Below are 23,616 nucleotides of genomic sequence, written 5' to 3'. Positions count from 1 at the left end.
GCGCTGCGCTCCATGATGCAATGACTCCGTCGTCGCATCATGCCGGGGCCTCCTGCCCCGGACGGGAAGCTCTGAATTATTCAGAGCTTCCCTGGCCGGTCCTCATCAGCCGTTCCGACGCTCGAAGTCGACCATGAAGTCGACCAGCGCCTTGACGCCGGCCAGCGGCATGGCGTTGTAGATGCTGGCGCGCATGCCGCCGACGCTGCGGTGGCCCTTGAGTTGCACGAGGCCTGCCTTCTTGGCTTCGGCGAGGAACGCGGTGTCGAGCTCGGCGTTGGCGAGCGTGAACGGAATGTTCATGCGCGAGCGGCTGGCCGGCTCGGTCGGGCAGTTGTAGAAACCGCTGCGGTCGAGCAGGCCGTACAGCAGGTCGGCCTTCTCGACGTTGGCTTTCTCGACCGCCGGCAGGCCACCCAGGTTCAGCAAGTGCTTGAACACCAGGCCGGCCACGTAGATGGCAAACGTCGGCGGCGTGTTGTAGGCGGAGTCGTTCTCGGCGTGGATGGCGTAGTCGAGCATCGTCGGCGCGCCCTCGCGGCAGCGGCCGATCAGGTCGTCCCGCACGATCACCAGCGTGAGGCCCGCCGGGCCGATGTTCTTCTGCGCGCCGGCGTAGATGAGGCCGTAGCGGCTCACGTCCACCGGGCGCGACAGGATGTTGCTCGACGCGTCGTTCACCAGCGGCACGGCGCCCGTGTCCGGCGTGTAGGGGTACTCGGTGCCGAAGATGGTGTTGTTGCCGGTGATGTGCACGTAGGCCGCGCCGGGGTCGAGCTTCAGCTCCGCGTGGGTCGGGATGCGGTTGAAGTTGGTCTCGGCGCTGGTCGCCGCCACGTTGACGGTGCCGTAGCGCTTGGCCTCCGACGCCGCCTTCTTGGCCCACGATCCGGTCAGCACGTAGTCGGCCTTGCCGCCCACCGGCAGCAGGTTCAGCGGCACCATCGAGAACTGCAGGCTCGCGCCGCCCTGCAGGAACAGCACCTTGTAGTTGGCCGGGATGCCCATCAGCGCGCGCAGATCCGCTTCCGCCTGGCCCTGAATCTCGATGAATTCCTTGCCGCGATGGCTCATCTCCATCACCGACATGCCGCTGCCGTGCCAGTCGAGCAGCTCGTCCCGCACCTGCACGAGCACCGGCTCCGGCAACACCGCCGGACCGGCGCTGAAGTTGTATACGCGTGCCATCGTCGTCTCCATGTCCAGGCCGCCGGTCAGGCGACCGCCGCCATCAATCCTGAGTGGGGTCTTCGCCCGCAGCGTCGTCCGGCGCCGCGTCGGCATCCGGGTCACTGGTCAATTCGTCGGCATCGGCGCCATCGATCGCCACCGCCTCGTCATCGGCATCGGACGTTTCTTCCGGCGCCACCACGGCGAGACCCGCCAGTTGCTCGCCCTCGCCGACGCCCATCAGCGTCACGCCCTGCGTGTTGCGCCCGAGCAGCGAGATGCTGGCGACCTTGGTGCGGATGGCGGTGCCGGCGTTGGTGACCAGCATCACCTCGGCGTCGGCCGCCACCTGCACGGCGCCCACCACCTGGCCGTTGCGGGCCGTGGTCTGGATGGAAATCACGCCCATGCCGCCACGTCCGCGCAGCGGGTAGTCGGCCAGCGGCGTGCGCTTGCCGTAGCCGTTGGCGGTGACGGTGAGGATGTCGCCGCCGGCCTGCGCCACCACCATGCCGATCACGGCCTGGTCGCCCCGCACGTTCATGCCGCGCACGCCGCGCGCGTCGCGGCCCATGGCGCGCACGTCGCCCTCGTCGAAGCGCAGCACCTTGCCGTCGTCGGTGAACAGCAGCACGTGGTCGTGGCCGCCGGTGAGCGCCACGTCGACCAGCGCGTCGCCGTCCAGAATGTCGAGCGCGATGATGCCGGCACTGCGCGGGCGCGAGTAATCAGCCAGCGCCGTCTTCTTGATCAGACCCCGGCGGGTCGCAAACACCACGTAGCGGTCGGCCGCGAACTCGCGCACCGCAAGCACCGCGCTCACCTTCTCGCCCTCGCCGAGCGGCAGCAGGTTCACGATTGGCCGCCCGCGGCTGCCGGAGCCGGCCATCGGCAGCTCGTAGACCTTCAGCCAGTACACCTTGCCGGCGCTGGAGAAGCACAGCAGCGTGTCGTGGCTGCTGGCGACGAACAGCCGCTCGATGAAGTCCTCTTCCTTGACGCGCGCCGCCGACCGGCCGCGGCCGCCGCGGTGCTGGGCGCGGTACTCGCTGACCGGCTGCGACTTGACGTAGCCCTGGTGCGAGAAGGTGACCACCACGTCCTGCTCGGCGATCAGATCCTCGGACGTGAGGTCGAGGCGGTTCGCCATGATCTCGGTGCGGCGCTTGTCGCCGTACTGGTCGCGGATTTCCAGCAGCTCGCGGCGGATCTCGGACAGCAGGCGCGTCTCGCTGCCGAGGATGTCGAGCAGATCGATGATCTGCGCCACCAGTTCCCCGTACTCGTCGACGATCTTGTCGCGTTCGAGCCCCGTCAGGCGCTGCAAGCGCATGTCGAGGATGGCCTGCGCCTGCCGGTCGCTCAGGTAATACGCGCCGTCGATCAGGCCGCGGCCGGTTTCGGTCGGGCGCTGCGCGTCCGCGCCGAGCGCGCGGGCCAGCATCTCGCCGACGAAGCCCGGCGCAAAGCCTTCTGCCGTCAGCTTGGCGCGTGCCTCGTCGGTGGTCTGCGACCCGCGGATCAGCGCGATCACGCGCTCGATGTTGGCGAGCGCAACCGCCAGGCCTTCCAGGATGTGCAGCCGCTCGCGCGCCTTGCGCAGCGCGAACAGGCTGCGCCGGCTCACCACCTCGCGGCGGTGGCGGATGAAGGCGTCCAGCACCTCGTGCAGCGTGAGCTGGCGCGGCTGGCCGTCCACCAGCGCCACCATGTTGATGCCGAACACCGATTGCAGCTGCGTCTGCTGGTACAGGTGGTTCAGCACCACCTCCGGCACCTCGCCGCGGCGCAGCTCGATCACCGCCCGCATGCCGTCCTTGTCGGACTCGTCGCGGATCTCGGTGATGCCCTCGATGCGCTTTTCCTTGACCAGCTCGGCGACCTTCTCCAGCAGGTGCGCCTTGTTGACCTGGTACGGCAGCTCGACGATCACCAGGCTCGCCTTGCCGGTCTTCCTGTCTTCCTCGATTTCGACCCGGGCGCGCAGGTAAATCTTGCCGCGGCCGGTGGCGTAGGCCTCGCGGATGCCGGCGGCGCCGTTGATGCTGGCGGCGGTCGGGAAGTCCGGCCCCGGCACGTGCGCCATCAGGCCGTCGAGATCGATGGCCGGGTCGTCGATCATCGCCACGCAGGCGTTCACGACCTCGGTGAGGTTGTGCGGCGGGATGTTGGTGGCCATGCCGACCGCGATGCCGGTGGCGCCGTTGACCAGCAGATTTGGCAGGCGCGACGGCAGCACCGCCGGCTCGCGCTCCTTGCCGTCGTAGTTCGGCACGAAATCGACCGTTTCCATGTCGATGTCGGCCAGCAGTTCGCTCGCGATGCGCGACAGGCGCGATTCGGTGTAGCGCATGGCGGCCGGCGAGTCGCCGTCCACCGAGCCGAAGTTGCCCTGGCCGTCGATCAGCGGGTAGCGCAGCGAGAACGGCTGCGCCATGCGCACCAGCGTGTCGTAGATGGCCGAGTCGCCGTGCGGGTGGTACTTACCCATCACGTCGCCGACCACGCGGGCGGATTTGACGTGCGCCCGGTTCCAGTGGTGCCCGGACTCGTGCATGGCGTACAGCACGCGCCGGTGCACCGGCTTCAGGCCGTCCTTCACGTCCGGCAGCGCGCGCCCGACGATCACGCTCATGGAGTAATCGAGGTAGGAGCGCTTGAGCTCGTCCTCGATGTTCGCGGCAATAACTTCGCGGGCGAAGTCGGTCATGCTGTCGCCAAACTCGGGAATAAGGACGGGGGTCCGGCGGGCGGGCCGCCGTGACTGCGGGCGGTGATTACGATGTCCGCAGGACGTGGGCGCGGGCCGCAAAGCCCGGCGCCACAGGCGTGGGGAGGGCGCTGCAACGCGCCGCGAAGTCTAGCACAGGGACGGGGTACGCCCCGGCTGGCGGCGGCCCGCTGGGCGGGCGCTTGCGGTCAGCGCAGGTAGTTGAACAGCGACAGGTTCGACAGGCGGCTGAAGGTCTCCTGCACCGCCTGTAGACCGGTGAGGTTCTTGGCAAGGCGCGTGGACGCCTCGGCGTAGTCGAGATCCTGCACGTCCGACAGCGCCTTCTGGATTTGTAGCGTGGCGCCGGCGCTCGCGTCGGCGGCCACCTCGGCCGCCTTCATGCGCCAACCGATGTCTGCGCGCACGGTTTGCACATGCGCCATCTGCTGGTCGAGCGCTTCGAGCGCCCGGTTCAGGCGGTTGGCCTGGCCGGCAACCGCCTGTGGTGTGCCATCCGGCAGCGCCAGCGCGCTGGCGATCTCGGTCATTACGCTGAACACGTCCTGGCGACCGGCCGGGCGCACGCTGAGTGTGTCGCCATCGGCGGGCACGCCGGCGGTTGCCAGCGTGACGCCATTGAAGACCACGCTTGCGCCCGGGTTGAAGCTGCCGCTCGCCACAGGGCCGCTGGTGACGCCGGTGACGGCGTAGCTCATGGCGCCGCTTGGGGCGACGGTAAAGGTGACGGTGTAGTCGTCCGGCACCAGGCTGCCGGACAAGGCCGTGCTGCCGACCAGCAGCGTGCCGGCGTTGGCTGCGCCGGCCGTCGTGAGGAAATCACCGTTGCCGGCGCGCGCGCCGGCGAACACCGTCGAACCAGCATCGGCGATGGCAACACGGTTGCCGGGGCCGATTTCGAGCGTCCGCTGCCCGGCGTCGCCGACGTAGGTGACGGTGCCCGCCGCTTGCGTGAACGGCGGCGTGTCCACGCTGTAGCCGGCGAACAGGTGTTCCCCGTCGGCGCCGCGGCTGTTGGCAATCGCCAGCAGCTGACCGCGCAGCGCCAGCACTTCGGCGACGATGCCGGTGCGCGAGTGCACTGACTGCGTGGAGGACACGCCCTGCAGGGTGAGCTCGCGCACCCGCTGCAGCACATCGCCCACGCTGATCAGCGCGCCTTCCTCGGCAGCCATGGCGGCGTTGGCCCGGTTGATGGTGGCGTCAAAGGAGGCGCCGGCGGCGAGCGCGGCGTTGAAGCGGCTCACGTTGGCTGCCCCGGCCGGGTCGTCGACCGGATTTTCCAGTTTGAGGCCATTGCCGAGCTGGTGCTGCACCTGCGCGATCAGGCTTTCGCGGCGCTGCATGCTGGCTAGACTGCGGGCATAAAAATCGGCTGTCGACAGACGCATCATCAGTTGGCCACCGCGTTCAGAAGGCTGGAGAAGATTACGTTGGTGATCGCGATCACCTGCGCCGCCGCCTGGTAGGCCTGCTGCAGCTGCACCAGGTTGGCGGCTTCCTCGTCGAGATTGACGCCGGCCACCGCCGCGCGTGCTGCGCTGGCCTGGTCGACCAGCACCTGCCGCGCGTCGGCACCGATGCGCGCCTGCTGGCCGGCGCTGCCCACTCGCGCCAGCAGGCCACCGTAGCTCACGAGCGCGCTCGCCCGGCCGCCTTCGAGCGCCTGCAGGGATTCCTGCCCGGCGAGCGCCTGGGCGTTTCGGCCGTCGCCGGTGCCGCCCACGTTCGGCTCCACGCGGAACACGTCACCGGCCGCCGGTACGCCGTCCAGGCGCACGCTCCAGCCGTTGTAGGCCAGCGTGGCGCCGGTGGCGGGGTTATAGACAAGGCCGGTCGCTGGCAGGCCGGCGCCGACGCCGGTGACGTCGAAGGTAGTCGCCGACGTGAAGGTGACGGTGACCGGGTTCAGCAGGTCGCCGGGCGGGGAGGGCAGGGCCACAGCGCCGGGCGCGCCCAGCTGCCCGGTGCCGAGGTTGGCAGCCGCGGCGGCGCCTCGCACCGGACCCGCCAGCGCGAGGCGCGCCGGGTCACTGACCGCGAGCTTGAACCGCTGGGCTGCATCGCCGGTGGGGTCGATGAGGTAACTGTCGCCGACCGCAAGCGCGCCCGAGCTGAGACCGAGCGTCACGCCATCCACGGTCTCGGGCGTGGCCGGGAAGCTCGCGAGCGCGAACACCTTGCCGTCGGTGAGGCGGGTCAGCGTGTAGCCGCCCGTGTCGCGCGCCAGCCGGTAGCGGCTGTCGGACAGGCCGGCCAGGTCCGTGATGCTGGCGGCAACAACCCCGGTGCCGGTGTTGTTGCCGCTCGGCAGCACGCGCGGCACGGTGGACAAATCGGTCCACAGTGCGCCGCCGAGCTGGCCGTAGGCGTCCATACCCAGCGCGTGCTGCTGGTTGGCGGTCATGGCGAGGCTGGTAACGACCCGGCCGACCGAGGCGCGCGCCGGGTCCAGCACCTGGCGGCGAAAATCGAGCAGGCCGCCGAGTTCCCCGCCGCTCATCTGCTCGGTGACTGAGCCTGTACCGCTGGAACTGCTGAAGTAGATCTCCGGCCGAGCAGCATCGTAGGCGCCGCCACCGACCGACAGGGTGAACGCCTGCGTGCCGTTTACCAGCGCCTGGCCGGTGCCGACCAGCACGTTCAGCGTGCCGTCCGGCTGCGCTACGGTCTGCACGGCGATCTTGCCGGCCAGTTGCGTGATCAGCCGGTCGCGGTTGTCGAGCAGGTCGTTCGGCGGCGCCGTGCCGGCGCTGGCGATGCGCCCGTTGACGTCGGCAATCTGCCTCGCAATTGCGCTGATCTCGCCCACCGTGGCGCTGATGCGGCCGTTGATTTCCCGATCCAGCGAGCCGAAGGTGCCATCCAGCGTGCGCACGCGGGCCGCCAGCGTTTCCATGCTGGACAAAGCCGCCTGGCGCGTGGCGGCGTCCTGGGGTGCCGATGCCACCGCGCGCAGGGCGCCGTAGTAGTCAGACAGCGCGCCCTGCAGGCTGGACGATGCGTCCGACAGCGGTGCGCCGAGGCGCGTGCTCAGGTCCGCCACCGTTTGCAGGCTCTTCTGCGTCGCCGTCTGGCCCCACAACTCGGCGTTGACGAAGCCGTCGTAGGCGCGGCGCACGGTGGCCACCTCCACGCCGTTGCCGTGGTAGCTGCCGGAGAGGAACTGCGCCGAGGCCGGCGTCAGCTCCGCCCGCTGGCGGCTGTAGCCGTCGGTGGCGACGTTGGCGATGTTGTGCGAGGTGACGTCGATCTGGCGCTGGAAGGCCAGCAGGCCCGACACGCCGATGTTCAGCGAATTCATGCCTGTGCTCCGTTGGAGGCCGCGCCGCCGAGGTCGGCCAGCAGCGGGCTGCCCAGCACGCCCAGAATCTTGCGGGCGTAGGCGGGGTCGGTGGCGTAGCCGGCGGCCTGCAGGCCGTGCGCGAAGTCCGCCGCGTTGCCGGCCGCCAGCGCCTGCCGGTAGCGCGGGTTCTCGGTCAGAAACCGCGCGTAGTCGTCGAAGGCCTCGGCGTAGGAACCGTAGGCGCGGAAGTCGGCCGTCTCGCGCTGGAGCGCGCCGTCGCGAAATTCGAGCGTCGGCACGCGCGCCACGGCGCCGCCCCAGCCGTGCGACTTGATGCCGAACAGGTTGTAGCTCGGCCGGCCGTCGGCGGTGCGCGCCACGCGCTCGCCCCAGCCGGTTTCAAGCGCCGCCTGGGCGAGGATGACCCGCCCGTCGATGCCGAGCGCCTGCCCCGCGCGCTGCGCGTGCGGCCACAGCTCGGTGACGAAGGCGCTTTGCGAGTCGAAGTCGGCCGCCGCGGTGCCGCCGCCCACAACGCCGGCGCGGCTGATCGGCGGCAGGCCGGCCAGACCGCGCGGCAGGCCGAGCGCGGCGGCGGACGGGCTCGGTGGCGCGGCGCTGCCGCCGACCGCGCCGGCGATGGCGTTGCCAAAGCCGAGCCCGCCGTGCTGGCTCAGTTCCACCGCCAGCTGGCGGTGCAGCAGGTCGCGGTACATCTCGGCCTGCGGGCCGTCCAGAAGACCCTGTCCCAGGCCGCTGCTGCGCATGGTCTTCAGCAGCTCACCGAGGAACAGCGCCTCGGCCTGCTGGGCGATCTGCGGCGCGGCGGCGGTGGCATCCGCCCGCGCCGCGCGCTTCAGGTCGGCAAGACCGTTCGGGTCGGTGTAGACGGCGGCGGGCAGCATCAGATCACCACCAGCTCCGCGTGCAGCGCACCCGCCTCGCGCAGCGCCTCCAGGATCGCCACCAGGTCCGACGGGCCGGCGCCGACGCGGTTCACGGCCTCCACCACCTGCGCCAGCGTCACTGCGGGGCCGAACAGGAACATCGGTTTCTTGTCTTCCGCGACTTCGATTTCGGTGCGCGGCGTGACCACCGTCTCGCCGCGCGAGAACGGTGCCGGCTGGCTCACGTCGGCGCGCTCGGCAATCGTGACCGTGAGGCTGCCGTGCGACACCGCGGCCGGCGACACGCGCACCTCGCCGCCCATCACCACGGTGCCGGTGCGGGTGTTGATGACCACCCGCGCCGGTGCGTCGGCCGGGTCGACGGCGATGTTCTCGACGATCGACACGAAGGCCACGCGCTGCTGGGCGTCCTGCGGCGCGCGCACGTCGATGGCGGCGGCGTCGCGGCTGACCGCGGTGCCCTCGCCAAAGCTGCGGTTGATGGCCTGCGTGATGCGGTTGGCGGTGGTGAAATCCGCCCGGTTCAGTTGCAGCGTGAGCGGGCCGCCATCCGCGAACGGGCTCGCCACCTCGCGCTCCACCGTGGCGCCGGCCGGGATCAGGCCGGCGCTCGGCACGTTGACGCTGATCTTGGAGCCATCCGCGCCCGACACGCCAAGGCCGCCCACCGCCACCGAGCCCTGCGCCATGGCGTACACCTGCCCGTCGGCGCCCTTCAGCGGCGACAGCAGCAGGCTGCCGCCGCGCAGGCTCTTGGCGTTGCCGAGCGAGGACACGGTCACATCAATGGTCTGGCCGGTGCGCGCGAACGGCGGCAGCGTGGCGTGCACCACCACCGCGGCGACGTTCTTCAGCTGCGGGTTCACGTTCGGCGGCACCACCACGCCGAACTGCGCCAGCATGTTGCGGATGCTCTGGATGGTGAACGGCGTCTGGCTGGTCTGGTCGCCGGTGCCGTCGAGGCCCACTACCAGGCCGTAGCCGATCAACTGGTTGTTGCGCACGCCGGCGATGCCGGCCAGATCCTTGATACGTTCGGCGCTGGCCGGGGTTACCACCAGCACGAGCAGGGCGATCAGCAGGCGCTTCATGGTCGGCGTCCTTCAGAAGGGGAAGATGGCACTGGCGAAGAAGCGCGCCAGCCAGCCCATGACGTTGGCGTCGTTGATGGCGCCCTTGCCGGTGTAGGCGATGCGCGCGTCGGCGACTTGCGTGGACAGCACGGTGTTGTCCGGGCGGATGTCGGCCGGGCGCACGATGCCGGATATCTGCACGTACTCCTCGCCCTGGTTCAGCTTCAGCCACTTCTCGCCGCGCACCATGAGGTTGCCGTTCGGCTGCACCTGCGCCACCGTCACCGTGACGCGGCCGGTCAGGCTATTGCTCTGGCTGCTGTTGCCGGTGCCGGAGAAATCGCGCTCGGCTTCGAGGCTGGTGCCAAGGCCGTTGCCGCTGTGGCTTTCCAGCGGCAGGAAACCCGGCGTGCCGAACTGCACCGGCGAGCCGAGCAGCGTGGGGTTGGTGATGTCGGTCGAGTTGTTCTTGCTGGTGGCGGTCTTGGCGGCCTTGCTGGCGCTGGTTTCCTCCACCAGCACCACGGTCAGCACGTCGCCTGGCCGGCGCGGCTTGACGTCCTCGAACAGGTACAGCGTGTTGCCCGGCTGGTAGCTCGCCTGGTAGATGCCGCCGCTCGGGCGCGCCGGCGGCGGGGGTGTCGCTTCCGGGTAGGTGGCGGCGAAGTCCGGGTCCGGCTTGTGCTCCAGGCCGGCGCAGCCAGCGAGCAGCAGCAGGGCGCCGAACGCCAGGATGGAGCGGGTCATGGCGGTCACCGTCACAGGTTGTTGGTGACGAACTGCAGCATCTGATCGGCGCTCTGGATGGCCTTCGAGTTCATCTCGTAGGCGCGCTGCGTCTCGATCATGTTCACCAGCTCCTCGGCGATGTTGACGTTGGAGCTTTCGACCGACCCCTGCGTCAGCGTGCCAAGGCCGTTCAGGCCCGGCGTGCCGGTCTGCGGCGCGCCGCTCGCGCCGGATTCGAGCAGCAGGTTCTGGCCGATGGGTTGCAGGCCGGCCGGGTTGATGAAGTTGGTGAGCTGCACGCTGCCGATCTGCGTCGCCGCGTTCGAGCCCGGCAACAGCGCCGACACCGTGCCGTCCGAGCCGATGGTGACGCTGAGCGCGCCCTCCGGCACGCTGATGGCCGGCTGCACCTGGTAGCCGGTGGCGGTGACGAGCTGGCCGTCCTGGTTCACCTGGAAGCTGCCGTCGCGCGTGTAGGCGAGGCTGCCGTCCGGCATCAGGATCTGAAAGAACCCCTTGCCCTGCACGGCCATGTCGAACGTGTTGCCGGTGTTCGTGAGCTTGCCCTGGGTGTGCAGCTTCTCCGTCGCGACCACGCGCACGCCGGTGCCGATGGAAAAGCCGCTCGGCAGCTGCGTGTCCTGCGTGGAGCTGGCGCCCACCTGCGAGATGTTCTGGTAGAGCAGGTCCTCGAACACCGCCCGCTCGCGCTTGAAGCCGGTGGTGTTGACGTTGGCGATGTTGTTCGACACCACCTCCATGCGCGTCTGCTGCGCGTCGAGGCCGGTCTTGGCGATCCACAGGGCCTGGTTCATGGGTGCGATTTCCTCGGCGTTAACCGTTGAGTGACAACAACCGACTGCTGGCCTGGTCGGTCTTCTCGGCGGACTGCATCAGGCGCACCTGCAGTTCGTACTGACGGCTGGTCTCGATCATCTGCACCATGGCGCCGACGGCGCTCACGTTGCTGGTTTCGAGCGCCTGCGGCGTGACGCCGACGGCGGCATCGGCGGGCAGTGGCGCGCCATCGGCGGTGCGCAGCGTGCCGTCGCCGCCCTTGCGCATGCCATCCGCGGGCATGGTCACGAGCTTGATGCGCCCGACCACCACCTGCGCCTCTGGTCCCTGCCCGTCCGGCACCACCGACACGGTGCCGTCGCGGCCGATGCTGACGCTCTCGTACGGCGGCAGCAGCAGCGGCCCGCCGTCGCCCAGCACCGGCAAGCCGGCGGCCGTCTCCAGCACACCGCTGGCCGCCACGCGCAGGTTGCCGGCGCGCGTGTATGCCTCGCTGCCATCGGCCGCCTGCACGGCGATCGCGCCCTCGCCATCCACCGCCACGTCGAGCTCCCGCCCGGTGTGCTGCAAGGCACCGGCGCTGGCATCGAGGCCGGCGCCGGTGACCGGCGCGTACACGCGGCTGTCCCAGCCGGCGCCCTGCAACAGCGCCGCGCGGCTCGCCAGCAGGTCGGCCTTGAAACCGGCCGTGCTGGCGTTCGCCAGGTTGTTGGCGGCGACGGCCTGCGCGGTTTCGAGCCGCGCGGCGGTGGCCGATGCGATGAAGACGAGGCGATCCATGGCCTATCAGCGCATGTTCATCAGCGCCTGGGTGGTCCGCTCTTCGGTCTGGATCACCTGCGCGTTGGCCTGAAAATTACGCTGCGCCAGGATCAGCTTGACCAGTTCCTCGGTCAGGTTGACGTTGGAGTCTTCGAGCGCGCCGGCCTGGATGGTGCCAAGCCGCGCCGAACCGCCGGTGCCGACCAGCGGAATGCCCGACGCGTAGGTCTCGATCCAGGCGTTGTTGCCGGCCTGGCGCAGGCCCTGCGGATTCGAGAAGTTGGCCATCGCCACCACGCCCTGCAGACGCGACTGGCCGTTGGTGTAACGGGCGAACACCTGCCCGGTCTCGTCGATCTGGATGGTCGCCAGACGCCCCGTGGTGAAGCCGTCCTGGTCGAGCGCGTTCACGCTGTAGGTGTCGCCAAACTGCGTGGACGGCGTGGACCCGGCGTAATCAAGCGTCACCGCTAGAGGGGCAGCGCCGGGTATGGGGGTGGAGGCGTAGGCAACCTGCCCGCTCGCCGGCGTCGCGATCTTGCCGTCCGTGCCGAAGGTCAGCGTGCCGCCGCCCGTCGGGAGAATTTCGGCGCCGTCCACTACCAGATGCGTGTCGTAGGTGTTGGCGGCGGTCTTGACGAAGTACAGCACCGAGTCGTGGACCCCGCCGAGCGAGTCGTAGAAGGTGACCGAGCTCGAGTTGGTGTAGCTGCCGGCGACGTTAGGGTCGAACGGCGTTACTGCCACCACCGGCGCGGTGGCGCGCAGATTCACGCCCACCGTGAGGATGCTGGTTGAGTTTGGCGCGACGTCGGAGGTGTCGATCTGCAGCGGCATTGGTGAGCCGGCCGGTTGATTGGCGGCGTCCACCGCGAACGACATCAGCTTCTGGCCGGCGCTGTTGGTGACGAAGCCCGACCGATCCACGCCGAAGGCGCCTGCGCGCGTGTAGACCTGACCGCCGTTGTCGTCCAGCAGGAAGAAGCCGCCGCCAGAGATGGCAAGGTCGAAGTTGTTGTTGGTGGACTTGACGTTGCCCTGGTCGAAAATCTGGTTCACGGCTGCGGTGCGCACGCCGCGGCTCACCGCGAGCGATGACACGCCAAGGTTCGAGCCGGAGTAGACGTCGGCGAACTCCGCCCGCGACTGCTTGAAGCCGTTGGTGTTGACGTTCGCGATGTTGTTGCTCGCGATGTCGAGCTGCGTGGTGGCGGCGTTCAGGCCGCTGATAGCCGTTTCGAAAGCCATGTCTGTCTCCTGTGAAAGGCTTGTGATCGCTTGATCGAGGGGTCGCTTACATCACCTGCTTGACGGCACCGAGATCGGTGACGCCGTAGCCGTCCAGAACCAGCTTTGTTGCCTGCCCGTCGCTGCCGAGCAGCACGCTGTCGACACGCGCCGCAGCCAGCGTAGGGATCGACTCGCCCGTGCCGGGATCGGCGTACACGCGGTACTGCCCGGGCGCGGCGCCGGTGCCGTCCGGCAGGCTGCCGTCCCAGGCAAAGCGCACCAGGCCAGCGGGCTGCGGGCCCAGCGTGACCTGCCGCACCAGGCGGCCGGCGCTGTCGTAGATGCTGATCTTCAGATCCGCCGCGTCGGCCGGCAGGTTGACCGCGCCCTTGAGTGCGCCGCCCAGCGGCAGCAGCGTCGATCCGCCGTCCAGCAGCACCTCGCGTCCGACCAGTTGCGATGCCTGCGCGGTGCGACTCGACGACAGGCTGCTCGACAGGTCGGTCAGCGCCTGCTTGATGTCGGCGACGCCGCTGACCATGCTCAGCTGCGCCATCTGCGCCACCATCTCGTTGGCTTCCATGGGCTTGCTGGGGTCCTGGTACTTCAGCTGCGTCGACAGCAGCGTCATGAAGTCTTCCTGGTTCAGCACCGTGCGCCGCTCCTTGGAGGGCGTCAGCGTGTCGGTGCTGCGAAGGCCAGCGGCGGCGAGTGCGTCGGTGGTGTTCATGCGCCTTCTCCGAGTCGCAGCGTGCGCTGGATCAGTTCCTGCACGGTGCCGAGCGCCTGCGCGGCGCTCTCGTAGGAGCGCGAGGCGGAAATCATGTCCGCCATCTGTTCCACCGGCCGCACGTTGCTGTAGTAGACGTAGCCCTGCGCGTCGGCCAGCGGGTGGCCCGGCTGGTACTCGGCGCGCGGCGGCTCCTGGCTCACCGACACGTCCTTCACCTGCACGCCAACCGCCGCGCCGTCGCGCTGGGCCTGGTCGAGCACGGCCGAGAACACCGGCACGCGCGCCCGGTAGGCGGCGTCCGCGCTGCCGGCGGCCTGATCGGCGTTGGCGAGGTTGCTCGCCACGGTGTTGAGGCGCACGGTCTGCGCGGCGAGCGCCGAGCCGAGCGTGCCGAACATCCGAAAGTCGCTCATGGTTCGTTACTCCCCGCGCAGGGCCGTCATCAGGCCGCGGATGCGGCCGTTCAGGAACGTGAGGCTCGCCAGATACCGGTTCGAGTTCTCGCTGAACGCCGCCTGCTCGGTGGCCACGTCCACCGTGTTGCCGTCCAGCGCCGGTTGCAGCGGCGTGCGGTACAGCGCGCGGGTGCCCTGCCCGGCATCCAGCCCGCCGACATGGTTCGCCTGCGTCGTCACGAGCGGCCCGGCTTCACCCTGGGCGCTGGCGAGCGCCTGCCGGAAGTCGATGTCGCGCGCCTTAAAGCCGGGGGTGTCGGCGTTGGCCAGATTGGCCGCCAGCAGCTGCGAGCGCTCGGCGCGCAGTTGCAGCGCCGTGGCGTGGCTGCCGAAAGCCTGGTCGATGAGGTTTGCCATGCCGAACTCCGCGGCGGATTGCGTCTGAATCGGCCTTAAGCACGGGCCGGGCCAGAAACAAGCAATGCCTTATTTCATGCGGTTTTTTCGACTTTTCTCGGCTTGCGGCAGTGGTCCGCCAGACCGTCTGGCAAGCCCTTGCCGGTCGTCCGGCGACGGTTTGCCGGCGCAGGGCCGCGCTCGACGGTCAGGGCGCCGCGTCCGATGGCTGAATAGTCGGGTATGGGCGGGTGTCGGCGGGCAGTGGCACGGCGCGTGCTGATAGACCTGCCGCATGAATGGCGTGTGCGGTGCCTTGGCCGCCGCGTCGCCGTTACCGGCCACACTTCCGAGCTTGTCCCTATGCAGCCCAATACCTTAATAGTCAAAACGTTTCTGGCCGCGTGCCTGCTGTGCTGCGCGATAGGCGTGTCAGCCACGCAGGCACCCGACACGCTGGTGCAGGCCGCCCGCGGCGCTGCATTGGCAGCCGCTCGCGAGGCTGGCGTCAATAATTCGACGGCGAGCGTCGCCAGGCCCGACCCGCGCCTTCGCCTCGCCGACTGCCCGGCGCCGCTCGACGCTCGCCTGACCGGCCAGACGCGCCTGCCGGGGCGGGCGGTGGTACGCGTCAGTTGCCCGGCGGCGCCGGGCTGGTCCGTGCACCTGCCGGTCACGGTGCAGGCGAGCGGCGCGGTGCTGGTGGCGGCCCGGCCGCTGCCGCGCGGCCACCGCATGCAAGCCTCGGACCTGCGCCGGCAGACCACGGAGCTTGGCGCGCTTGCCGGGCAGTACCTCGTGGACGATGCCGCTGCCGTGGGCCAGTCGCTGCGGCGCAGCGTCGGCGCCGGCGAGCGCCTTACGCCCGCGGTGCTGCAAGCACCCGTGCTGGTGCGCCGCGGCGAGCCGGTGACGGTGCAGTTGCAAAGCCCCGCTTTTGCCATCCGCACCACCGGCAAGGCGATGGCGAACGGCGCCGAGGGCGACCGGATTGGTGTCGAAAACGCGACCACCCGGCGGGTGGTGCAGGGCACGGTCACCGGCGAGGGCAAGGTCACGGTGGAATTTTGACGAGCCGGCCGGGATCCGGCGCAGTACGTCCCGCTTCGGATGCCGTGATGGCGTGCACGGCGTGGTAGGCGGCGGAGCACATAAGCCGTTGATTCAGCAGATATGCAGGGTGACCAAGGCGGGTCGCGCCAAGAAATCAGCACGGAGCGCTAAAGTTCCCGTCCAAGGTTGACGATAAGCGCGCATCCACCGCGTTTTGAAGCGGTTTCTGCCAAGAGCGACAGCCATGGAAATCAAGTCCACTTCGCACACGCCCGACGTTGCCCGCATCGACACCGGCGCCGCCCGCGCCGAGCCGCAGCTGCGCAGCCCGTCGGGCGAGGTGCCGGCCAACGGCGATTCGGTCAAGCTGACCGACAGCGCCCGTCAGTTGAATGACCTGCAGGGCGCCGTGGCGGCTACGCCGGCCGTGAATGCCGATCGCGTCGCGGCGCTGCGCGAGGCAATTGCCAACGGTACCTACGTGATCGACCCGCAGCGCATCGCCGACGGCCTGCTGGCGCAGGACCGCGCGGCGCTCGGCTGACCCGGTCGATGACGGACGCCGCCACCGGTACAGCGCAGAACCCGCTGGCCGGCATGATCGACCTGCTGGAGCAGGAATACGCGGCGCTGCGCGCCGCCGACGGCGCCGCGCTGATGCGTATCGCCGACGCCAAGCGGGCGCTCACCGAGGCGCTCGGCAGTCTCGACGGTGCCGTGTCGGAACCGGCGCTGCGTCGCTGTCAGGAGCTGAACCGCCGCAACGGCGAACTGCTGCACCTGCAGCAGGGCATGCTCACGCGCGCCATGCGCGTGCTGTCCGGCGCCGCCGCGGACGCCACCACGTACGGCGCGCGCGGCCAGGCACAGGCGGACGCCGCCAGCCGGTACCGCGCGAGCGTCTGACCGCGTACGCGAGTCAGCCGTAATCAGACGGCGCCGAGCGCCGCCTGCCAGGGCCGCTCGCCGGCACCGAAGGCGAGAAACGGCGCATTCAAGATCGATTCCTTGTTGTAACGCAGCGGTCGCAGCGCGAAATCCGTGAGCTGGCCGCCGGCCTGCTCCAGCACGCACTGCGCGGCGGCGGTGTCCCACTCGCTGGTGGGTCCGTGGCGCGGATAGAAATCCGCCTCGCCGGCGGCCACCAGACAAATCTTCAGCGAGCTGCCGATCGACACGATCTGGTGCCCCGGCAGCGCCGCCAGCAACTGCGCCAGTTCAGGGCTGCCGTGCGAGCGGCTCGCCACCACGCGCAGCGGCCCGCCTTGATAGTCGGCCACGCGCAACTCCCGCCGCACGCCGTCCGCCGCCAGGTGATAGGCGCCGACGCCCTCGGCTGCGGCGTACACCTCGCCCCGCACCGGCACCTGCACCACGCCCAGCACCGGCCGGCCGGCGTCGATGAGCGCGATGTTCACGGTGAACTCGCCGTTGCGCTTGACGAACTCGCGCGTGCCGTCGAGCGGGTCGACCAGCCAGTAGCGCTGCCAGGCGCGGCGCTGCGCATACGGCACCGCCACCGATTCTTCCGACAGCACCGGCCACTGCGGCGTGAGCGCCTGAAGCCCCGCCACGATCACGCCGTGCGCGGCGCGGTCGGCGGCGGTCAGCGGCGAGCGGTCGTCCTTGTGCTCGACCGCGAACTCGCCGTCGTACACCTCCAGAATGGCGCCCGCGGCGCGGCGGGCGATGTCGATCACGGCCGGCAGCAGCGCGGCGAGGGTCGGGTCTTGCGGCATGAAAGCGTCCGGAAACGGGCCAGGGGCGAGCCGGTAGAATGCCGGCGCCATGAACGATGACCTTACCAGACTGGTCCGCCGCGCCGAGGCGCTGCTGGACCGCGTCGACGCCCTGCTGCCGCCGCCGCCCCGCGCCATCGACTGGCAGACCACGCTCGCCGCGCGCTGGCAGGCGCGGCCGGGTGGCCGGCGCGCGCTGGTGGCCGTCGAGCATCCGCAGCGGCTCGATCTTGATGACCTGCAGGGCATCGACCGGGTCAAGACGGCGCTCGACCGCAACACGCGCCAGTTCCTTGCAGGTGCGCCGGCCAACGACGCGCTGCTGTGGGGCAGCCGCGGGACCGGCAAGTCCTCGCTGGTCAAGGCGCTGCTGACACGGCACGCCGCGCAGGGCCTGCGCCTGATCGAAGTGGACAAGGACCGCCTGGTGGACCTGCCGGACATCGCCGCCGCCACCGCCGGCCTGCCCCACCGCTTCATCGTGTTCTGCGACGACCTGTCCTTTGGCAGCGACGAGCCGGCCTACAAGGCGCTCAAGGTTGCGCTCGACGGCTCGGTCAGCGGCGGGCGCGAGCGCCTGCTGATCTACGCCACCTCGAACCGCCGCCACCTGCTGCCGGAGTACCAGGAAGAAAACGCCCTGACGCGGCACGTGGGCGAGGAAATCCACTTCGCCGAAGCGGTCGAGGAAAAGATCGCGCTGTCGGAGCGCTTCGGCCTGTGGCTGGCGTTTCACGCCTTCGACCAGGAGCGGTACCTGTCCATTACGCAGCACTGGCTGGCGCGTCTGGGTTGCGAGCGGCCGGTCGACGACTGGCGCGAGGAGGCGCTGCGCTGGGCGCTGACGCGCGGCAGTCGCAGCGGCCGCGCGGCGTACCAGTTCGCGCGCGATTACGCCGGCCGGCTGGCGCTCGGGGAAACCCCGTGACCGGCGGGCTGCGTTTCACCAAGATGCACGGTCTCGGCAACGACTTCGTGGTCATCGACGGCGTGCGCCAGGCGGTCAGCCTGTCGGCCGCGCAGGTGCGCGCGCTGGCCGACCGGCACTTCGGCGTCGGCTGCGATCAACTGCTGCTGCTCGAAGCACCCCGCCGGCCCGACGCGGACTTCACCTACCGCATCTTCAACGCCGACGGCGGCGAGGTGGAGCAGTGCGGCAACGGCGCGCGCTGTGCGGCGCGCTTCGTGCACGAGCAGGGCCTCAGCGACAAGGCCACGCTCGCCTTCGACACGCTGGGTGGGCTGATCCGCCCGCGCCTTTTGGCCGACGGCCAGGTCGAGGTGGAGATGGGCCTGCCGGATTTCGAGCCGGCGCGCATTCCGTTCGAGGCGCCGCAGCAGGCACTCGACTACGCGCTCGACGTCGACGGGCAGACCGTCAGCGTCGCCGCGCTCGCCATCGGCAACCCGCACGTCGTGCTGTGCGTGCCGGACGTGGCGAGCGCGCCGGTTGCCACGCTCGGGCCGCTGATCGAAGCCCACGCGCGCTTTCCGCGCCGGGTGAACGTCGGTTTCCTGCACATCGTCAGCCGCCGCGAGGGGCGCCTTCGCGTCTACGAGCGCGGCGCCGGCGAGACGCTCGCCTGCGGCACTGGCGCCTGCGCGGCCTTCGTGGCTGGCGTGCGCTGGGGGCTGTTCGATGCCGCCGCGCGCCTGCACCTGCCGGGCGGCGCGCTGGACCTGGCCTGGGCCGGCCCGGGCACGCCGGTGTTGATGACTGGACCCGCTGTCACCGTGTTCGAGGGCGTACTTGCCGCATGAAAAAGAAAACCGCTGCCGATGCCGACCAGGTCGCCGCCTACCTGCTGCTGAACCCCGACTTCCTCGAAAGCCACCCGCAGGTGTTCGAGGCGCTCGACGTGCCGCACCCGACCGGCGGCGCCGTGTCGCTGGTGGAGCGCCAGGTGGCGGTGCTGCGCGAGCGCAACCGCGCGCTCACGGCGCGTCTCGATGCCGTGATCGAGGCCGCCCACCGCCACGACGAGCAGTACCGCAAGCTGTTCGAACTCGCCGTGGCGCTGGCCGCCTGTGGCGACCTGCCGGCGCTGCTGCACGCGCTCGCCACGCACCTGCGGCGCGACTTCGGCACCGACGCGCTGCGCGTGCTGACGCACCCGCTGCCGCCAGGTGAAGCATTGCCCGCGCTCAGAACGCTCGACCCGGCGCTGTTCGCCGCCGACATCGAACGCGGCAAGCCCCGTTGCGTGCCGGCCGCGGACCTGTCGACCGTGCAGCCCTACCTCGACGCGCAGACGGCGTCGGCCGCCATCCTGCCGCTCGCGGCCGGCGCGACGCCGGCGCTGCTGCTGCTCGGTGCGCACGACGCCGAGCGCTTCAGCCCGGAGCTCGGCACGCTGCTGCTGGAGCGGCTGGCGCGCCTCGCCGGCGCGCACTGGCACCGTCTGGTGTGAACACCGCGCCGGGCGTCGACGACTTTCTCGCGGCGCTCGCCACGCAGCGCCGCGCAAGCCCGCACACGCTGGCCGCCTACCGGCGGGATCTGCTGCGCTGCGAGCGCCTGTTGCCGGCGCTGGGTGCTGAAAGTCTCGCCAGCCTCACGCCGCCGCAGGTGCGCCGCCTGGTCGCCGCGCTCGCGCGCGAGGGGCTTGCCGGGCGCAGCATCGCGCGCCTGCTGGCGGCGCTGCGCGCGTACTACCGGCATTTGCTGAACAACCACGGCCTGCTGGCCGACCCCAGCGCCGGCATCAGCGCGCCCAAGAGCCCGCGCCGCCTGCCGGCCACGCTGGACGTGGATCATCTGGCGCGGCTGCTCGATTTCCCCGCCAAGGATCCGCTCGCCCGCCGCGATCGGGCGCTGTTCGAGCTGCTGTACTCGTCGGGCCTGCGCCTGGCCGAGGTGGTCGCGCTCGACCGCGCGGACGTGGATCTGGCCGACGCCAGCGCGCGCGTCACCGGCAAGGGCAACAAGACGCGCGTGGTGCCGGTCGGCCGCCGTGCGCGAGAGGCGCTCGCGGACTGGCTGACGCTGCGCGAAACGCTGGCCGGCGCCGACCCGGCGCTGTTCGTGAGCCGACTCGGCGGGCGGCTGTCGGCGCGCGCCGTGCAGCAGCGCCTGCGCCACTGGGCGGACCGGCAGGGCATTGACCGGCGCGTGTACCCGCATTTGCTGCGCCACTCCTGCGCCAGCCATTTGCTCGAATCGTCCGGCGACCTGCGCGCCGTGCAGGAACTGCTCGGCCATGCCAGCCTCGCCACCACGCAGGTCTACACGCACGTGGATTTTCAGTACCTGGCGCGCGTGTACGACGCGGCGCACCCGCGGGCAAAACGCAAATCCGGCCCATAGCCCCGGCCAACCCCACAACGCATCACCGGAAATCCCGCGAGGGTGTGAGCAGCGCCCCCAGCCAGACGGAGCGGTCGGTCAGGCGGCCGGCGATCACGTGCACGACCTCGCCCTCGCGCTCCACGGTGCCGGCCACCTCCAGCAAACGCGCGTGCAGCAGCGGGCGCCGCTGCGCCTGCGCGGTGCGCTGCCAGACCACCACGTTCACGTGGCCGGTTTCGTCTTCCAGTGTCACGAAGATCACGCCACTCGCCGTGCCGGGCCGCTGGCGGCCGATGACGATGCCGGCCACCCGGGCGAGCGCGCCGTGCGGCAGCTCGCGCAAGCGCGCGGCGCTCAATACGCCCTGCAGGCGCGCGGCGGTCAGCACGCCGGGCAGGCGCGCACGCAGCAGCGCCAGCGGGTGGCGGCCGAGCGTCAGGCCCACGCTCGCGTAGTCGGCCAGCAGGCTCTGGCCTTCGGTCGGCGGCGGCAATAGGGGCGTCGCCTCTGGGGCGTGCACCACCAGCGGCGCCGGTTTTTCCACCGCCGCCGCCTGCCAGCGCGCCTGGTGGCGGTTGCCGGCGAGGGTCTTGAGCGCGCCCGCGTCGGCCAGCGCCTGCACGTCGGCGCGGTCGAGCTGCGCGGCGGCGACGAGCTCGTCCAGCCGGACAATCGGCGGCCCCGCCGGCGGCGCGTGGGCCACGCGCGTGTCGCGGCCAAGTGACGGGTGCACGTCGTGGCCGCTCACGGCGGCCAGCGCGACTGTCTGCTCGTGCTGTGTGCCGAGACGGCCTTGTTGCTGTAAGGCCTCGATGCGCCGCGCGGCCGTTTCCTTGAGGCCCTTCACGAGGCGCAGCCCGAGGCGCAGCGCCGGCCGGCCGGCCACACCCGCTTCCAGCGTGCAGTCCCAGGCGCTCGCCGTCACGTCCACCGGCAGCACCGGCACGCCGTGGCGGCGCGCGTCCTGCACCAGTTGCGCGGGCGCGTAGAAGCCCATCGGCTGGCTGTTGAGCAGGCCGGCGGTGAAGGCCGCCGGGTGGTGGCGCTTGAGGTAAGCCGACGCGTACGCCAGCAGCGCAAAGCTCGCCGAGTGCGATTCCGGAAAGCCGTACTCGCCGAAGCCCTGAATCTGCGCCCAGATGCGCCGCGCAAAATCCTCGTCGTAACCGCGCGCGCGCATGCCGTCGACGAGCTGGCGCTCGAACGGCGCAAGGCTGCCGCTGCGTTTCCAGGCCGCCATGCCGCGGCGCAGGCGGTCGGCCTCGCCGGCGCTGAAACCGGCCGCCACCATGGCCAGACGAATCACCTGCTCCTGAAAGATCGGCACGCCGAGCGTGCGCTCCAGCACGCCCCGCACCGCCTCGCTGGGATATTCGACCGGCTCCAGGCCCTGCCGGCGCTTCAGATACGGATGCACCATGCCGCCCTGGATCGGCCCCGGGCGCACCAGCGCCACCTCCACCACCAGATCGTAGAACGTCGCCGGACGCAGACGCGGCAGCATGGCCATCTGCGCGCGCGATTCGATCTGGAACACGCCCACCGTGTCGGCGGCCTGGATCATTCGGTAGGTGGCCGGGTCTTCGGCCGGGATGTCGGCCAGCGTCATGGGCGCGCCGCGCCAGTCGCCGACCAGCTCCAGCGTGCGGCGGATGGCCGACAGCATGCCGAGCGCGAGGCAGTCCACCTTCATCAGGCCGAGCGCGTCGAGGTCGTCCTTGTCCCACTGGATCACGGTGCGGTCGGCCATGGCGGCGTTCTCGATCGGCACCAGCCGGTCGAGCCGGCCGCGCGCGATGACCATGCCGCCGACGTGCTGCGACAGGTGGCGCGGGAAGCCGATGAGCTGCCCCACCAGCACGGTGAGCTGCCGCAGCGCCGGGCTGTCCGGGTCGAGCCCGGCCTCGCGCACGCGCTGCGGGTCGAGCCGGTCATCCCACCAGCTGAGGGTTTTCGCCAGCCGGTCCACCTGCAGCGGGTCGAGCCCCAGCGCCTTGCCCACGTCGCGCACGGCGCTGCGCGGCTGGTAGGTGATCAGCGTGGCGGCGAGGCCGGCCCGCTCGCGGCCGTACTTGGCATAGACGTACTGCAGCACCTCCTCGCGGCGCTGGTGCTCGAAATCGACGTCGATGTCCGGCGGCTCGGCGCGCTCGGCCGACACGAAGCGCTCGAACAGCAGCTCGCTGCGCGCCGGGTCCACCTCGGTGATGCCAAGACAGAAACACACCGCCGAGTTGGCCGCCGAGCCGCGGCCCTGGCACAGGATGCCGCGCCCACGCGCAAAGGCGACGATGTCGTGCACGGTCAGAAAATAGTGCGCGTACTGCAGCTGCGCGATCAGCGCCAGTTCGTGCTCGATCAGCGCCCGCACCTTGCCCGGCAGGCCCTGCGGGTAGCGCCGCGCCGCGCCGTCCAGGCTCAGCGCGCGCAGGTGCTGGTCGGCCGTGAGCCCGGCCGGCACCACCTCCTGCGGGTACTCGTAGCGCAGCTCGCCCAGCGAGAACGTGCAGCGAGCCGCCACGCGCACGGTCTCGTCCAGCAGCGCGCGCGGGTAGATTCCGGCCAGCGCCTCGCGCGGACGCAGGTGCCGTTCGCCATTCGGGAACAGCGCCCGGCCGCAGTGCGGCAGTGGTGTGCCGAGGCGAATCGCCGTCAGCGTGTCCTGCAGCGCGCGCCGGCCGCGGGCGTGCATGTGCACCTCGCCCACCGCCAGCGCCGGCAGGCGGGCGGCGGCCGCCAGCGCCTGCACGGTGGCCAGATGCGCGCCGTCATCCGGCCCGCGCAGCAGCGCGCAGCCCACCCAGGCGCGGCCCGGAAAGCACCCGGCCAGCCAGCGGGCGGGTTCGAGCGCGGGTTCCTCGTCCGGCAGCAGCACCGCCAGCACGCCCTCCCCCAGGCGCTCAACATCCTGCCGGCACAGCCGATAACACCCCTTGTCAGCCGCCCGCCGGCCGCGGCTGATCAGCTCGCACAGGTCGCCGTAGCCGTCGCGGTCGGCGGCCAGCAGCACCAGCCGCGGGCCGTCGTGCAGGCGCAGCTCGGTGCCGACGATGAGCGGCAGGCCGTGCTCGCGGGCCGCCCGGTGCGCGCGCACCACGCCGCCCAGGCTGCACTCGTCGGTGATGGCGAGCGCCGTGTAGCCCAGCGCGGCTGCCCGCGCCACCAGCTCCTCGGGATGGGAGGCGCCGCGCAGGTAGGTATGGTTGGAGACGCAGTGCAACTCCGCGTAGGCGGGCAGGGATGCCGACATGGGTGTGCCTGGAGGGAAGCGGATTGTGTTTTTTTTAACATGTTTTTACTAGCGATGCGCTCGGGAGCCGAGTC

General features: G+C 70.6%; 22 protein-coding genes. 7 read left to right on the top strand and 15 right to left on the bottom strand.

Translation table 11 applies throughout. The annotated features are described in order from the left end of the window. Positions 1-105 precede the first annotated feature (105 nt). From serC to flgB, 13 genes are all read right to left on the bottom strand, one after another. The gene (gene serC / locus AB7F93_RS02450) at positions 106-1,188 is read right to left on the bottom strand and encodes a 3-phosphoserine/phosphohydroxythreonine transaminase (RefSeq protein ID WP_428301293.1); all 1,083 of its coding nucleotides are present in this window, start codon (positions 1,186-1,188) and stop codon (positions 106-108) included. Between the two features lie 43 nt (positions 1,189-1,231). After that, entirely contained in the window at positions 1,232-3,880 is a 2,649-nt protein-coding gene (gyrA, locus tag AB7F93_RS02445) for a DNA gyrase subunit A (protein WP_428301292.1), read from the bottom strand. A gap of 209 nt (positions 3,881-4,089) precedes the next feature. Further along, positions 4,090-5,292 (bottom strand): flagellar hook-associated protein FlgL, encoded by a 1,203-nt coding sequence (gene flgL / locus AB7F93_RS02440; protein ID WP_428301291.1) that lies wholly within the window; start codon positions 5,290-5,292, stop codon positions 4,090-4,092. 2 nt (positions 5,293-5,294) lie between these two features. Next, positions 5,295-7,205: a flagellar hook-associated protein FlgK gene (gene flgK / locus AB7F93_RS02435; protein ID WP_428301290.1), complete on the bottom strand. Its 1,911-nt coding sequence runs from the start codon at positions 7,203-7,205 to the stop codon at positions 5,295-5,297. After that, positions 7,202-8,092 (bottom strand): flagellar assembly peptidoglycan hydrolase FlgJ, encoded by an 891-nt coding sequence (flgJ, locus tag AB7F93_RS02430; protein ID WP_428301289.1) that lies wholly within the window; start codon positions 8,090-8,092, stop codon positions 7,202-7,204. Before flgJ ends, flgK begins: the two co-directional genes overlap by 4 nt. Next, a complete protein-coding gene (locus AB7F93_RS02425) occupies positions 8,092-9,186 on the bottom strand; it encodes a flagellar basal body P-ring protein FlgI (RefSeq protein ID WP_428301288.1) in 1,095 nt (364 codons plus the stop codon). The genes flgJ and AB7F93_RS02425 overlap by 1 nt, the downstream gene beginning before the upstream one ends. A 12-nt stretch (positions 9,187-9,198) precedes the next feature. Further along, complete coding sequence (flgH, locus tag AB7F93_RS02420) at positions 9,199-9,915, bottom strand: flagellar basal body L-ring protein FlgH (protein WP_428301287.1); 717 nt, start codon at positions 9,913-9,915, stop codon at positions 9,199-9,201. Positions 9,916-9,926: 11 nt separating this feature from the next. After that, positions 9,927-10,712 (bottom strand): flagellar basal-body rod protein FlgG, encoded by a 786-nt coding sequence (gene flgG, locus AB7F93_RS02415; RefSeq protein WP_428301286.1) that lies wholly within the window; start codon positions 10,710-10,712, stop codon positions 9,927-9,929. A 19-nt stretch (positions 10,713-10,731) separates the two neighbouring features. After that, on the bottom strand, positions 10,732-11,475 hold the full coding sequence (locus AB7F93_RS02410; protein ID WP_428301285.1) for a flagellar basal body rod protein FlgF: 744 nt from the start codon (positions 11,473-11,475) through the stop codon (positions 10,732-10,734). Positions 11,476-11,481: 6 nt separating this feature from the next. After that, on the bottom strand, positions 11,482-12,705 hold the full coding sequence (gene flgE, locus AB7F93_RS02405; RefSeq protein WP_428301284.1) for a flagellar hook protein FlgE: 1,224 nt from the start codon (positions 12,703-12,705) through the stop codon (positions 11,482-11,484). Between the two features lie 46 nt (positions 12,706-12,751). Beyond that, positions 12,752-13,417: a flagellar hook assembly protein FlgD gene (locus tag AB7F93_RS02400; RefSeq protein WP_428301283.1), complete on the bottom strand. Its 666-nt coding sequence runs from the start codon at positions 13,415-13,417 to the stop codon at positions 12,752-12,754. Then, positions 13,414-13,833: a flagellar basal body rod protein FlgC gene (flgC, locus tag AB7F93_RS02395; RefSeq protein WP_428301282.1), complete on the bottom strand. Its 420-nt coding sequence runs from the start codon at positions 13,831-13,833 to the stop codon at positions 13,414-13,416. The genes AB7F93_RS02400 and flgC overlap by 4 nt, the downstream gene beginning before the upstream one ends. Before the next feature lie 6 nt (positions 13,834-13,839). After that, complete coding sequence (gene flgB, locus AB7F93_RS02390) at positions 13,840-14,232, bottom strand: flagellar basal body rod protein FlgB (RefSeq protein ID WP_428301281.1); 393 nt, start codon at positions 14,230-14,232, stop codon at positions 13,840-13,842. A 408-nt stretch (positions 14,233-14,640) separates the two neighbouring features. On the opposite strand from flgB, the gene flgA reads away from it, so the two are divergent. From flgA to flgN, 3 genes are all read left to right on the top strand, one after another. Continuing rightward, a complete protein-coding gene (gene flgA / locus AB7F93_RS02385; RefSeq protein ID WP_428301280.1) occupies positions 14,641-15,282 on the top strand; it encodes a flagellar basal body P-ring formation chaperone FlgA in 642 nt (213 codons plus the stop codon). A 226-nt stretch (positions 15,283-15,508) separates the two neighbouring features. Then, positions 15,509-15,808, top strand: coding sequence for a flagellar biosynthesis anti-sigma factor FlgM (flgM, locus tag AB7F93_RS02380; RefSeq protein ID WP_428301279.1), 300 nt, complete (start codon positions 15,509-15,511; stop codon positions 15,806-15,808). Positions 15,809-15,816: 8 nt separating this feature from the next. Continuing rightward, positions 15,817-16,170 (top strand): flagellar export chaperone FlgN, encoded by a 354-nt coding sequence (gene flgN, locus AB7F93_RS02375; protein WP_428301278.1) that lies wholly within the window; start codon positions 15,817-15,819, stop codon positions 16,168-16,170. A gap of 23 nt (positions 16,171-16,193) precedes the next feature. Here flgN and cysQ read toward each other — a convergent pair whose 3' ends face one another. Next, the gene (gene cysQ / locus AB7F93_RS02370) at positions 16,194-17,003 is read right to left on the bottom strand and encodes a 3'(2'),5'-bisphosphate nucleotidase CysQ (RefSeq protein ID WP_428301277.1); all 810 of its coding nucleotides are present in this window, start codon (positions 17,001-17,003) and stop codon (positions 16,194-16,196) included. A 49-nt stretch (positions 17,004-17,052) separates the two neighbouring features. Between cysQ and AB7F93_RS02365 the strand changes: the two genes are divergently transcribed. Genes AB7F93_RS02365 through xerC form a run of 4 tightly spaced genes read left to right on the top strand, consistent with a single transcriptional unit; the run spans position 17,053 to position 20,310 of the window. After that, positions 17,053-17,931, top strand: coding sequence for an ATP-binding protein (locus tag AB7F93_RS02365; protein ID WP_428301276.1), 879 nt, complete (start codon positions 17,053-17,055; stop codon positions 17,929-17,931). Between the two features lie 23 nt (positions 17,932-17,954). Beyond that, positions 17,955-18,764 carry a diaminopimelate epimerase gene (dapF, locus tag AB7F93_RS02360; protein WP_428301467.1) on the top strand — a complete coding sequence of 270 codons (810 nt, stop codon included), beginning with the start codon at positions 17,955-17,957 and terminating at the stop codon, positions 18,762-18,764. Beyond that, positions 18,761-19,414, top strand: a complete 654-nt coding sequence (locus AB7F93_RS02355; RefSeq protein ID WP_428301275.1) for a DUF484 family protein — start codon at positions 18,761-18,763, stop codon at positions 19,412-19,414. The genes dapF and AB7F93_RS02355 overlap by 4 nt, the downstream gene beginning before the upstream one ends. After that, on the top strand, positions 19,411-20,310 hold the full coding sequence (xerC, locus tag AB7F93_RS02350; protein WP_428301274.1) for a tyrosine recombinase XerC: 900 nt from the start codon (positions 19,411-19,413) through the stop codon (positions 20,308-20,310). Before AB7F93_RS02355 ends, xerC begins: the two co-directional genes overlap by 4 nt. Positions 20,311-20,332: 22 nt before the next feature. Here xerC and AB7F93_RS02345 read toward each other — a convergent pair whose 3' ends face one another. Continuing rightward, positions 20,333-23,542 (bottom strand): error-prone DNA polymerase, encoded by a 3,210-nt coding sequence (locus tag AB7F93_RS02345; RefSeq protein WP_428301273.1) that lies wholly within the window; start codon positions 23,540-23,542, stop codon positions 20,333-20,335. Between the last annotated feature and the right edge of the window lie 74 nt (positions 23,543-23,616).

Origin of the sequence: Immundisolibacter sp., assembly GCF_050250495.1 — a bacterium.
Taxonomy (GTDB): Bacteria; Pseudomonadota; Gammaproteobacteria; order Immundisolibacterales; family Immundisolibacteraceae; genus Immundisolibacter.
This window is presented reverse-complemented; position numbering and strand designations above follow the sequence as displayed.